This is a genomic window from Leptospira barantonii (genome assembly GCF_002811925.1).
Taxonomy (GTDB): Bacteria; Spirochaetota; Leptospiria; order Leptospirales; family Leptospiraceae; genus Leptospira; species Leptospira barantonii.
The window spans coordinates 132,766-145,000 of record NZ_NPDS01000007.1 but is presented as its reverse complement, the minus strand read 5'-3'; the positions used below and the strand labels follow the sequence as shown (position 1 = coordinate 145,000).

The 12,235-nt window shown below is 44.8% G+C and carries 9 protein-coding genes; 8 read left to right on the top strand and 1 reads right to left on the bottom strand.

Annotated elements, in window-relative coordinates; translation table 11 throughout:
• Nucleotides 1–97 precede the first annotated feature (97 nt).
• Nucleotides 98–1,729 carry a helix-turn-helix domain-containing protein gene (locus CH367_RS15665; protein WP_100763602.1) on the bottom strand — a complete coding sequence of 544 codons (1,632 nt, stop codon included), beginning with the start codon at nucleotides 1,727–1,729 and terminating at the stop codon, nucleotides 98–100.
• Nucleotides 1,730–2,425: 696 nt separating this feature from the next.
• Between CH367_RS15665 and CH367_RS15660 the strand changes: the two genes are divergently transcribed.
• From CH367_RS15660 to CH367_RS15625, 8 genes are all read left to right on the top strand, one after another.
• Nucleotides 2,426–3,394 (top strand): sodium-dependent bicarbonate transport family permease, encoded by a 969-nt coding sequence (locus tag CH367_RS15660; protein WP_100763441.1) that lies wholly within the window; start codon nucleotides 2,426–2,428, stop codon nucleotides 3,392–3,394.
• A 173-nt stretch (nucleotides 3,395–3,567) separates the two neighbouring features.
• Nucleotides 3,568–5,514 (top strand): alginate export family protein, encoded by a 1,947-nt coding sequence (locus CH367_RS15655; protein ID WP_100763440.1) that lies wholly within the window; start codon nucleotides 3,568–3,570, stop codon nucleotides 5,512–5,514.
• A gap of 22 nt (nucleotides 5,515–5,536) precedes the next feature.
• Entirely contained in the window at nucleotides 5,537–7,258 is a 1,722-nt protein-coding gene (locus CH367_RS15650; RefSeq protein ID WP_100763439.1) for a proton-conducting transporter transmembrane domain-containing protein, read from the top strand.
• Nucleotides 7,225–8,112: an NADH-quinone oxidoreductase subunit H gene (locus CH367_RS15645; RefSeq protein ID WP_100763438.1), complete on the top strand. Its 888-nt coding sequence runs from the start codon at nucleotides 7,225–7,227 to the stop codon at nucleotides 8,110–8,112. The genes CH367_RS15650 and CH367_RS15645 overlap by 34 nt, the downstream gene beginning before the upstream one ends.
• A 16-nt stretch (nucleotides 8,113–8,128) precedes the next feature.
• Nucleotides 8,129–8,749: a formate hydrogenase gene (locus CH367_RS15640; protein ID WP_100763437.1), complete on the top strand. Its 621-nt coding sequence runs from the start codon at nucleotides 8,129–8,131 to the stop codon at nucleotides 8,747–8,749.
• On the top strand, nucleotides 8,746–9,954 hold the full coding sequence (locus tag CH367_RS15635; protein ID WP_100763436.1) for a proton-conducting transporter transmembrane domain-containing protein: 1,209 nt from the start codon (nucleotides 8,746–8,748) through the stop codon (nucleotides 9,952–9,954). The genes CH367_RS15640 and CH367_RS15635 overlap by 4 nt, the downstream gene beginning before the upstream one ends.
• Complete coding sequence (locus tag CH367_RS15630) at nucleotides 9,954–11,363, top strand: hydrogenase large subunit (RefSeq protein WP_100763435.1); 1,410 nt, start codon at nucleotides 9,954–9,956, stop codon at nucleotides 11,361–11,363. Before CH367_RS15635 ends, CH367_RS15630 begins: the two co-directional genes overlap by 1 nt.
• Nucleotides 11,360–12,181 (top strand): NADH-quinone oxidoreductase subunit B family protein, encoded by an 822-nt coding sequence (locus CH367_RS15625; protein WP_100763434.1) that lies wholly within the window; start codon nucleotides 11,360–11,362, stop codon nucleotides 12,179–12,181. Before CH367_RS15630 ends, CH367_RS15625 begins: the two co-directional genes overlap by 4 nt.
• The last annotated feature ends 54 nt before the right edge of the window (nucleotides 12,182–12,235 follow it).

The following is a 12,235-nucleotide window of genomic DNA, read 5'->3' as shown; positions in this document are numbered from 1 at the left end:
TCGAATCTGATAGAAACAACCGTCAAAAAATCGGAAATTTCCACATTGGAGAATATTTTATTTCCAAAGCCGGATAAATTCAAATCAATTTGAGAATTTAGATTCGTTTACCGAAGGCGGCTTCGCCTTTCATCTTCTTTCTGCGATATGCGTTCGGATTGGTTCCGGTAAACTTTTTGAATTCGAGATAAAAGGTGGATTTGGAACTGAATCCGGCGCGGCTTCCGATCTCCGCGGTGGTTTCGTCGGGATGATCCAGAAGTAATTTTTTGGATTCTTCGATTCTGTATTGATTGATCAGAGAAGGAAAATTATTTCCGAATTCTACGTTGATGATTTCGGAAAGTTGATGAAGACTTAAACCGAGTTCTTTGGCGATATTCTCTTCTTTCAAGGATTTCTGCAGGTATATCTTTTTCTTTTCCAAAAGATTCTTAACGTTTTGAACGATCTCGCTTACGTTTAAGGAACTCGTAGTAGACTTTCTGGTTTGTGCGGATTCTTTGTCCTCGGTTTCCTGCGCGGTTCTTCTGTTGAAAAACTCGTTTAAGGCGAAACTCGCCAAGATAGAATGGAACGGAAGAAACAGGACTACCCCGAAAACCGAAAACGAATTAAACGGATAAAAATCAAAATGGAATATCGTTTTGTAGGTATCCAAAAGAAGAAACGCAGTCCAGGACGCGGTATAAAGCAAACCGATCGGAGAATTCGGGCGAAAGAATTGATAATGAACTCGGATAAAATAATAAGAAGAAAGTCCGACGGTCGCAACTAAGAGAAGAATTCTATGATCGTACCAGGATTGTAAAAGCGGAATCAATGAATATAAAGCTCCTAACGCTCCCGCGATCCAAAAGAACATGGATCGATACACTTTTTTCTGATTGGCCCTATCGATCGTAAATAGATACAAAAACAGGAAGATGTGCGAGATCGCAAGGAATAGAAAATAACTGTGTCTGAACAGGTTGTTCGTGTTTCCCGCGATTTCCGCGAAACTTCGACCGTGTAAAAAGTAGAACGTGATCAACACCGAAACGATATACAATGGAAGTGTAATAAAGATCGGGCTTTTAAAACGGTAATACCCGAAGAGAGAATAGAAAACGGCGATCGCAACGATTCCTATGATCGAATAAGGAATGATGGATCTGAGTCTTTTATGAAGTTCATAGTCTTCCAATCCGAGCATTCGGATTCTGTAATTGATGTCCTCGTTCGAGACTACGAAAAGATAATAGATTCGGGTTTCGTTCGGATCCAGATCCATTCTGAAATGAGGTAAGGACGCGAGAACTTTCTCATCCGATGTCGAACCGGAATACCCGGAACTCGCCGAGACGAATTTTCCATTCTTATCAAAAAAACAAAGCTGTGTATCCGGAACGTTCAGCCAGCCCAATAAGAGAATTCTACTTTGAACGATCGGTTCCGGGTTGTGGACGCTGAAACGAAGCCAATTTCCGAAAGGAGTTCTTTTGACTCGAAGGACGTTACTAGAAATCGGATGCCATTCGAGATCTTCCAAACCTACTATATGTTCCGGCGAACAACCCGCGAACTGCTGACCTCTGTATCGATACTCTATCAAAGAGCTGATGTTTTTGGAGGAAGTATCCTGATCCAGCAATACGGATTCAGGGTGAGCGAGAATCGGAGAAAATGAAATAAAAACACCGAGAATCAGCGTAAAAATTTTAAAATTCGACGTTAGATTCTTATACATTCCGTTTCCGAGTCCTTGTTTCGCTATATTTACCGAAGGAGATATCATCGTTTTTAAAACCGTTTCTGAAGCAAATTGAGTTTTTATTTTTTTCCCCGGAAAACCGGACTGCTTCGATTTCTTTTTTCTTATCTCGCCCTCGATATTTTTAGGATGGATTTTTCCCGGAAAATGAAGTTTGCACCAGTACTTTTTTAAAATTCGTTTCTAAAAAAGAAAATTCTTCATTTTTAAACATGAATTTTCATATCTTAAAATGCGAACCGCTTCTACTTTCCAATTTTATAAAGTTAGACAGTTTTTTGGAAATTCTTCCCACGTGAAAAAGACTTTCTTTTTTGCGAAGAATCGGTATAAATCTCGGGCAATTCTTTCATAAATTGGCGATTTGAATTCCATTTTAAGCAAGAATGCGTTATTCGATAGGCATACGTTGTATGTCCTTAGGCTTACTTTTAAGATTCTTTTTATGTCCCTTGAGAGAATTGATACGGTTTGCTAAAAATTTCTAAGAATTCCGATTTTTCAAAAAGTGATTGTCCAATTTTATAATCCTGGAAAGTCTATTCCTTCAGTAGGGGATTGTAGAGAGTAGGTTTCAATTTCTTTTCCTTCCCTTGTAAATAGAGATTACCGCGGCTCAGTTTGAACTCTTAAATCGGGTTTCGGAATCTTAAATCATGGAGTTAGCTGACTATGGACATGCACGCAGTTTTAGAAAATGTGCTAAACCCCCCGGTGTTGTTCTTCTTCCTCGGGATGGGAGTGGTCTTTTTCAAATCGGATTTGGTAATCCCCGAATCATTGTCTAAATTCTTCTCAATGTATCTCCTTTTTGCCATCGGCTTTAAGGGAGGGCACGAGCTTTCCAAGACCGCCTTCAGCCAAGAGCACTTTTTCACTCTGCTCGCTTGCTCGATCATGGCGCTTGCGGTACCGATCTACGCTTATTTCGTTCTTAAGATTAAGTTAGATAAACACAACGCGGCGGCATTGGCGGGTTCTTTCGGTTCAATCAGTGCGGTGACTTTCGTTACTGCGGGCGCATTCTTGCACAACCTCGGCGTTGAATACGGCGGGTTTATCGTTGCGGGTATGGCTTTGATGGAATCCCCGGCGATCGTAATTGCGGTCATTTTGGATCGTTTGAACAAAAACAAAATGAACGGTGGCGGAGCGATCAACTGGAAGGCTTTGTTTCACGAAGCGCTTTTCGGTTCTTCTATCTATCTTCTCGTTGGAGCTTTGATCGTAGGTTATGTTACCGGTGATTCCGGTTGGAAAGCCGAGAAACCTTTTGCGGATGATCTCTTCAAAGGGATTTTGACTTTCTTCCTTTTGGATATGGGAATCTCCGCGGCTCGCAGATTTAAAGAATTGGCTCACGTTGGATTCTTCTTAATCGCGGCGGCAATCGGCCTTATGATCGTAAACGCGGCTTTAGGTTTGGTTCTTACAAAAATTATCGGAATGCCGGTTGGTGATGCTCTGATGTTCGTAGTGCTTTGCGCTTCTGCATCTTACATCGCGGTTCCAGCGGCAATGAAGGACATGATTCCGGAAGCGAACCCGAGTATTTATCTCACGGTTGCTCTTTCTATCGTGTTCCCGATCAACATTGTAGCGGGAATTCCTCTCTACTACTACTTGGTGACTTTGACCTAAGGAGAAGATTTCGGTTTTCTCGACGATTCTCCCTATTTTTGTATGGAAAACCGTCGAGAACCGATCCATACTTTAGCATTCAATAATTTCGTACGAAGGCCCTCTTAGAAAGAGGGTTTTCGTATCGAAGCGTAAGATCTTATTTACTGAAATAAAAACGAAGGTTAAATCAAATGACTTCGAAACAAAAACACACTATAAAAATAGGTTTCACTCTGTTCTTTCTCCTTTCCTTAGGGACTGGAGCCGTTTTCGCTCAAAACACTCCGACTGCGGAAATCAAACCCGCAACAACGGATCCAGCGCCTACCGCTAAACCCGCCGAAACAAAAACGGACGATGCCGATTATGTATCTCCGATGAAAAAAGGCGGACTCAGCGCTGAATACAATCGACACATGTTTATCGAACCGGAACTTTCAAAGACGGTTAACAAATACTCGAATAAACTTTGGGTAAACGATTGGATCAAGTTGGGGTTTTATCTGAGACCCAGATACGAATCTAGAAACAACCTGAACTTCGATAAATCGAATCACGCTTATACCGATCGAGTGATGCAGACTTCCGCATTTTACTTTCTGATCGATCCGAGTCCTTACGTGACTTTTAAGATCACAGTTCAAGATACTCGCGTTTGGGGTGGAGAATCTCCGGCAAACGTAGGAGATATTCGTTCCGGTTTTTTTAACAACACTCCAACTTTAAGTTCCGATCCGAACGCGCCGGGTAAACCGAACAACTCGATCGCCCCGAACACTACGAGCATACGGGAAGCGTTTGTGATGATCAAAAAACTTCCTTTGGACGCGAAGGTTCAAGTCGGTAGACAGATTTGGGCTTACGGCGATCAAAGAATGCTCGGCGGCGCCAACTGGACGATCAACGGTTTGTCCTATGACGGTGCGCGCGTTATGTTCGATTACGAGAATTTCAGTTCTCACTTTTTTATGGCGAGACCGTATTGGACTCAGAGTGGTGTGAACGGAGTTCTTTCCGCGAACGATCCGAAAGTAAACTCCACTACGGGTAACGCAAATCCGTCCGCTTCTCAGTCGGACACGACTCTTTTCGGTACTTACAATTCTTTTAAAATACTGAACGAAGCCGTTTTAGATGTTTATAATATAGACGTCGTTAAGAAATGGATTCCTCAGACTACGCCCGCGTCCACTGCGGACGACGTTCTTGCACAAAACCGCAAAAGACAAAGCGATATGCTTTATACGACCGGTTTCAGACTTACGAACAGAACTAATAAGAACAACCTTCCCGAAGGAAAGTCTTGGGACTGGACGATTGAAAGCGCTTGGCAGAACGGTTATAACGGACAAAGAATTCACAAACAATATTTGGGTTATGATATTCCGGGCACCATCGAAGGAGCTCCACTTGCGGATATGAAAACCGAAAGAGTGAAATACTCCGGTCGTTTTCACGTAGTTCAAACCGGTTATACATTCGCGGATAAGTTGAGAGTCGGCGCGCAATATACGTATGCCTCAGGTGATAACAACCGTTCGGATGGAAGTGTCGGAACATTCCAAACTCTGGTGAATCCTCGTTTTGGTGTGATTCCTTATTGGAACAACGTAGCTGGTCTTTCCGAAAACATCGATACGAAGAACCTCAGTTCTTGGAACGCGAACATTACTTATAAACATGAAAAATGGGGTATGTTCCAAGTCGCCTATATCATCAACGATAAGGTTCAGAAAAACGACGCTTGGTATGCGATCAACGGTGGTGCAAACTCCATCGCGGGCTCCGCACTTTCTTCTCCAGTAGCAACGGCGACTAACGCAACCGGAACGATGGCGACCGCGGGTTCCACCGAGAACTACAACGGAAACGCTTACACACAATCTTATTCGACAGGCAGAAACATCTATAATGAATTGGATTTAACGTGGATGTTTCAAGTGAACGACAACGTGTCCATCTGGACCGGGGCCGGTTTCTTGATCGCCGGAAATTCGATTCGAAATTATAGAAACAGTCCTTTGCTCTACAACGGATCAACAGGTCAGTTTGAATTGAACCCATCCGCGTTTATGAAGCAACACACTTCGGCGAACAACGCCAGCGTATTCTTCTTTCAAGTGAACGCCGCTCTTTAGAAAAAGGAGGCTTAATAAGCCGATGATCATTCTATCTTATCTGATAGTCGCAATGTCCCTTATCGCGCCTTTCCTTGTGGGAAAGGTGCTCGGTAAGAATTTTTTCGGACAAGACACGGCCATATTCATTGGTCTTACTCTTCAAGGAATCTTGGGGATTATCACCTCCGTTTATGTTTACGGGTACGAACACCGTAAGAGAACCACGGTACTTTTGGGTTATGCGGTTTTCTTTCTCAGTACGGGACTTTGTTATTTAGTAGGAAAGACTTTGTGGTTGGTTCTCTTTTGGGAATTGTCAACGGTAAGCGCTTTTCTACTTTATCAAGGCGGTAAATGGACTCCGAACTCGATCAAAAGTTTTATCGCGTTAGTCGTCGCGGGTGGGGTCGGAGCGTTTTGTTTTACGTATTGGATCTATTCACCGGAAGGCGAATTCGGAAATATTTTTTTGGTAGCCGGTCTTTTGGTGAAGGCCGCTTTTTTTGGTTTTCACTTTTGGCTTCCCGAAGCTCACTCCGGATCTCCCGCTCACGCGTCGGCCGCTTATTCCGGCGTTTTGGTGAATCTTCCTTTGATTCTTTTTCATCAACTCGTCGCGCCTTGGCTTGGCAATACGGTTTATATTAAGATCTTGATTCCTCTTGCGGGATTCGGAGTTCTTTGGGCCGGACTTTCTTCGTTGTTTTCAAGGGATGCGAAGAAAGCCATCGCTTACAGTACGGTGGAGAATATGAACTTTCTGTTTCTCTGCATTCTTCTTTCGGCGTTGTGGAAAGACAGCGAAGTGGAGAATCTAAGAGTGTTGAGCAGATCCTTCTCGTTTCTGTTTATTCTTTCCTTAATCCATCACAGTATCAGCAAAACGTTTCAGTTTCTTTCGATCGGATATCTCACAAAAATATCAGGTTTTTCTAATGTAGATCAGAACACGGGTGTGGGGAGAATTTCCGGAATTCCGACTTCTCTTTTGAGCTTGGGAACGATCAGCTTTCTCGCGATTCCCGGAACGACCGGATTTCTTTCCGAAGCCACCTTCGTGAAGTTAGTCGCCGGCGTTTTGGAAATTCCGGGACAAAGTGCGATTCTCGTGTTGCCTTTGTTGATTCTCGTTTCTTCCGGTTTGGTTTTGGGCGCGGCGGGTCACTTGAGAATTTTTCTCGGGATGGTCATTTCAAGACCGAGAACGAACTGGCCCGAACACAAACCCTCCCGTTCCGTTTATTATTCCCTGTTTTTGAGCGGGATTTTGATCCTAATCGTTTCCTTGGGAGTTTCAGCCTACACGGTTTATTATTCTCCGACAACGGAATGGTTGGATGAGAAATGGTACAAAGGTCTTGCGATCGTGAATTTCATCGGACTCGGTATGATCCTTCTCGTGGGAATTCTCGGTTTCAGAACGAAAATTTCCAAAAGAAAACTTTGGGACTGCGGCGGTAATTACGGAGGAGCGGACGTTGCGATTCCTTCGGATGGTATTTCTGATCCGTTGTTCCCTTCGTTGGGAAGATATTTCACCAATGAGGAAGGAAATTCCCGTTTAGACGAAGGTATACTTCACGGAATTATAAAATTCTTAAATACCTTTAAAACGCGCGTAAACGAGGCCGACGAAGAATCGATTTCGATCAACCTCGCGTTCTCTTCCGTAACGGTGGTGATTCTTCTGTTTTTGATTATCGGCTTGAAGTTGGTCGAGGGAGATTTATGGAAATTATTCTTAAGTACATTGACCCAGTAATCCGAGTTCTGGCGTTTATCACTCTTCCGTTTCTTTGCGGAGGACTCGTTCAAAAAATACGATCCTATGCGCAAGGAAGAGTGGGCGCTCCCGTTCTTCAGATATTCTACGATACCTTGCGGATGATTCGGAAAAAACCTGTGGACGGTCCGTTCTCCGGATTTTTTACCGAAGCGTCCCCGTTGATCGCCTGCTTATCCGGACTTGTCGTTTGGAGTTTGGCTAGTTTCGAATGGGGATCGTTTCTTCTCATTCCGTTCCTAATCGGAATCATGAGATTCGCGTTACTCGCTTATTCCGTTGAAAACGGAACTTCTTTTGCGGGAATGGGCGCGGCAAGAGAAGTGATTCTCTACGTGTTCTGCGAGCCGATCATGATTTTGGTTCTTGTGGTATTCGAATCGCATCTCGTTTTTAATGCGAACTTCGCGAGCCTTGCGTTCGGCGGTCTTTTCCTTTTGGGAACTTCACTCGTGATCCTTGCCGAACTCGCAAAACCGCCGTTTGACGATCCGAGAACACACCTCGAACTTACGATGGTTCACGAAGCGATGTTGCTTGAAGCGTCTGGAAGCAGAAGAGCTCTTTTTGAAATGGCGCAACAGTTCAAAACCGCCGCGTTATTCCTCTTTGTCGCAAAGATGGGTGTTTATCACGGAGAATTTTTTCTAAGCCGATCCGTTTCGCCTTTTTGGCTCGACGTAGTTGCGATCCTTGGAGCGCTTTTTGTTTCCGTTTGTGTCGGTTATATCGAAGCGAACAGTACGAGAAGAAAATGGCTCTGGGTTCCCGAGTTACTCGGCTTGAACTTCATCTTCATGCTCTTCTTGGGCATTCTTCTCAAGTTAGGTTGATCCTAAGGAAAATTTTATGGGAACAGAATTCAGTTATTTAATTCTTCTTCTTCTCGGAGTCGTCATCCTTTTGGAGAATCGTTTGAAGAGACTCGTACTTCTTCTCGCGTTTCAAAGTGTGTTTTTGTTGGTTCCTCTTTTCGAAGAAGGCGGATACGGAACTCACAGCTTGTTTTTGGCGGGAATGATCGTACTCTTTAAAGTGGTTTTGACTCCGTGGATCCTTTTCTGGACCGCACGCAGAACCAACTCCGTGGAATCTACGTTTCCGAAAGTGGGATACATTCCTACTTTCGCGCTTCTTTTGGTCGGGGCGCTCGTGGGTTTTCTTATATTAGGTTTTACTAAATTTCGATTCGGTGAAGTAAACCAGATGTCCTTTCTTTATACGTTTTTGATTTTATACGTGGGAATGGTCGGTTTCGTGGTTCGACGTCATTGGGTCGGAGTGATCGCTTCCTTTGCGGTTTTTGAAAACGGAACGTTTCTTTTGACTCAGATTTTGAGAACGGAACTTCCGTTGGGGATCGAATTCGGTTCCTTCTTAGACGCGGTGTTTATCATCGGTGCCGCGGCGACTCTGAGAATTAGCATGGAAGGTTCTTCCGAGAACGAAAAAGAAGAGGTGTCCGCATGAATCTTCTTGTTTTAAACGGAATCGGAATCGCGGTTCTATTCTTAATTCTTCTCGCATATATTTTGGCGCCTACGAAAGGCCAAAGACAGATCACTATGTGGTCCTTTTTGATGGTCCTTTGCACGGGTCTTACCTTTGCGGCTTGGAACCTGGAAGGTTTCGCGCTTCAATGGGTTTTGATCGAAGCCACGACGTTTACCGGAGCCTTACTCGTATCTTCGAGTAGAACTTCCAAATCGTTTCCGATCGCTTGGAAATTTCTTTTGATCAATTCCTTCGGACTCGGGATCGCGTTTTTGGGAATCATCATCGTAACCGCAACGTTACACGGAATCGATCACCCCGTCGAAGTTCTTGCCGGTAAGCTATCCGAACATCCGGAGAACCTCTGGATCGAAATCGGACTCTGGTTGGCTATCTTCGGTTATTCCGCAAAGCTCGGTTTATTTCCGAATCACGTTTGGGTCGTCGATACGTACGGCGAAAGTCCGAGTCAGATCTCCGCGTTGATCGCATCCTTCGTTCCGGTTGCGGTAAGTTACGCGCTTCGTCCTTTCATTCACATGGATCATCAATTGTATCCGACCACGTTCAGCGCGGCGGACGGATTGTTGATCTTGGGAATCATAACGATGTTACAGAGTATCGTCGCGCTCTATCAACGAAACGATTTGAGAATGATGACTGCAAAGGTCGCCCTATTTCACAGCGGTGCGATCGGAATTTTTCTTTGGATGGATTTGTCCGATTCGATCTTCAACTTCGTGATGGCAGGAAACATCGTATTGAAGTCCGTTCTTTTCTTAACGATGGGTATCGTGAGAATGGACGCGGGTAAGAGAGAATTGAGTAAGATCTTTCTTTCGGACTCGATCAACAAAAAGGCACTCGCACTTTATACGGCATCTTTGTTCGTCGCGTTTGTCCTTCCCGGCTCTCCGATTTTTGTAAACGACCTTCTGCTTTTAAAGATGGGTTGGAGCCAAGGTCAGTGGTTCGTGATCACGGTTCCGTTTTTGGGATTGATCTTCTTCGGAGTGCTTCTCTACAAAACGGTTCCTCTTTTCAATCTGGAAGATCGACCTTTTGCGAAAGAATTTGCCGGAACGTTGCAGATCCGTATGACCAACTCGCTTCTGCTATTTATCATGGTGTTGGGTCTCGGAGTCTGGGGTTTTTATCACCTTCTGCAAGGAGAGTTTTAATGCGTAGCGTAACGGGTTTATACCCGAGAAAGGGTAAAAAGGGTTACAACCGTTTCTGGCTTTCGAGCGAAGGAGTGAGCCACGAGACCGTGGAATATTCCGAAAAGGAAGCCTTTGAAGATACGGCCAATCCGATTTGGATTCTGAGACATTCTTTGGGAACCGATCAAGGTGAAGAGGATTATTCTTCCTATGATTTCGAAAGATATCTCAACGCCGATCGTAAGACGGATCTTGAAAAGTTCGTAACAAAAAAAGGCATTAAGGATTTAGTATATAAGGGATTGAAGGTGCCGATTCCCGCGAGTCATTATTCTCACGCGGTCGGACCCATCCACGCGGGTGTGATCGAGCCTGGACATTTTCGTTTTATCGTAAAAGGCGAAGAGATCCGAAATCTCGACATTCGACTCGGGTTTCAAAAACGCGGACTGATCGATCTGATCAAAGGAAAAGGACCGAAAGATTCTTTGCCTTACGCGGAAGCCGTTTCGGGCGACAGCACGATCTCTTATGCGATCGCGTTCTCGAGAATTTTCGAAGAGGCACAAAAGATCGTTATTCCTCAAGAATTGGATTTCGCAAGATTGGTTCTTTTGGAATTGGAAAGAATCGCGACTCATATTGGGGATATGGGGGCCATTGCGGGCGATATCGGTTATTATCCGTTGCAAGGAGTTTGTTCTTTGCAAAGAGGAATTCCTCTCGGTGTGATGGAGGCATTGACCGGAAATCGTTTCGGAAGAGGCGCGTTGTCTCCTGGCAAAGTGATTCTTCGAAAAGGACTCAACCGAGATAAGTTGAACGAACTCGCGGGAAGAATCCGTTCCGTAACCGATGACGTTGTCGGACATTTCGAACGTGCGGCCGGAGCTTCCACAAACCGGGAAAGACTTCAATCCTGCGGAGTAATTCGACAAAAACAAGTCAGACATCTCGGATTTATCGGGATGGTAGAGAAATGCACGGGGCTCAGCAGAGATCTTCGTAATTTAGAAAAATCTTATGCGTTTAGTTCTCCGATTTCTCTCGAATTGAACAGAGATCACATGAGAGGGGACGCTTGGGCCAGATTCTACCTTCGTTACGAAGAATTGAAGAACAGTAGCAAGTGGCTCGTCGAAGCGATTCCGAAATTGGAAGCGGCTTTGGATCCGAAACTCGGCAAGTCCGTTTCCAAATCGGCAATCAAAAAGGGAACGTATTATTCCGCGGTCGAAGGTTGGAGAGGACCGGTTCTCGTATCCTTGGATTTGGATTCGGACGGAGCGATCGAGGAAGCTTACATCAGAGAAGCTTCCGTTCCGAACTGGCACGCGCTCGAATTGGCGGTAAGGGGAGAATACATCGGAGACTTTCCGTTGAACAACAAATCCTTCAACTTGAGTTATGTGGGAGTCGACCTATGAAAATTATATTCGAGATATTGAATATTCTTCGTCCCGCAAAGACGATGAACTACAAAAAAGTTTCTCCTTTGAATCCGAATGCAAGGGGAATTCCGGTTCCGGTTTTATCGCCGACCGAGTCCTGTCTTTCTTGTAAATCCTGCGAGCAGGTTTGTCCTACACATTCCCTCAAAGTGATTTCCAAGGATAAGATCAGCTTCGATTACGGCGCTTGTTTACAGTGCGGAAGATGTTCCGAATTCTGTTCCGATGGAAAGATCATCGATTCCGGATTTGTTCACGTGTATTCCATCGATCGTGAAGCGCTTAAGGTGACTTATACGAACGGAATGCCGGACGAAAGACAGGAAGTCGAAACCGAAGAAGTCAAACAATTCAGAAAGGCCACGAGAAAAACCGGATTTCAATTCAGAGAAGTCGCGGCGAGCGGCAACAACACAACCGAAGCGGAAATCAACGCGAGCTTCAACGCTCTATTCGACAGCGAAGCGAGTAAGATTCGTGTTGTCGCTTCTCCGAAACACGCGGATGCTCTTGTGTATTCGGGACCGGTCGGGCCGAACATGGAAGGACCACTGGATACCGCTTGGGAAACCATGCCTTCACCGAAAGCGCTCGTCGCCGCAGGTTCTGAAGCCGTTGCCGGTGGACTTTTTAAACTCGGGAAACTTCCGAAGGATCCGGATCTTTTTATCGGAGGAGATCCTCCTCGTCCGGACGTGATCGTATCCGCGTTTCGTTATCTGATGGGAACCAGAGAATTCTCCTTTAGAGCGGAACTCGCAAAATACGTTCAAGGCCTAAGAGACAAAAAATAACATAAGAATTCTCTAAAATTCAAAAACCGGAATGTGCCGGGCCTTAAAAAGTTT

Excerpts from the sequence above, each read along its gene's own strand:
- CH367_RS15665 (WP_100763602.1), bottom strand. The coding sequence starts at position 1,729 with ATGTATAAGAATCTAACGTCGAATTTTAAAATTTTTACGCTGATTCTC.
- CH367_RS15660 (WP_100763441.1), top strand. The coding sequence starts at position 2,426 with ATGGACATGCACGCAGTTTTAGAAAATGTGCTAAACCCCCCGGTGTTG.
- CH367_RS15655 (WP_100763440.1), top strand. The coding sequence starts at position 3,568 with ATGACTTCGAAACAAAAACACACTATAAAAATAGGTTTCACTCTGTTC.
- CH367_RS15650 (WP_100763439.1), top strand. The coding sequence starts at position 5,537 with ATGATCATTCTATCTTATCTGATAGTCGCAATGTCCCTTATCGCGCCT.
- CH367_RS15645 (WP_100763438.1), top strand. The coding sequence starts at position 7,225 with ATGGAAATTATTCTTAAGTACATTGACCCAGTAATCCGAGTTCTGGCG.
- CH367_RS15640 (WP_100763437.1), top strand. The coding sequence starts at position 8,129 with ATGGGAACAGAATTCAGTTATTTAATTCTTCTTCTTCTCGGAGTCGTC.
- CH367_RS15635 (WP_100763436.1), top strand. The coding sequence starts at position 8,746 with ATGAATCTTCTTGTTTTAAACGGAATCGGAATCGCGGTTCTATTCTTA.
- CH367_RS15630 (WP_100763435.1), top strand. The coding sequence starts at position 9,954 with ATGCGTAGCGTAACGGGTTTATACCCGAGAAAGGGTAAAAAGGGTTAC.
- CH367_RS15625 (WP_100763434.1), top strand. The coding sequence starts at position 11,360 with ATGAAAATTATATTCGAGATATTGAATATTCTTCGTCCCGCAAAGACG.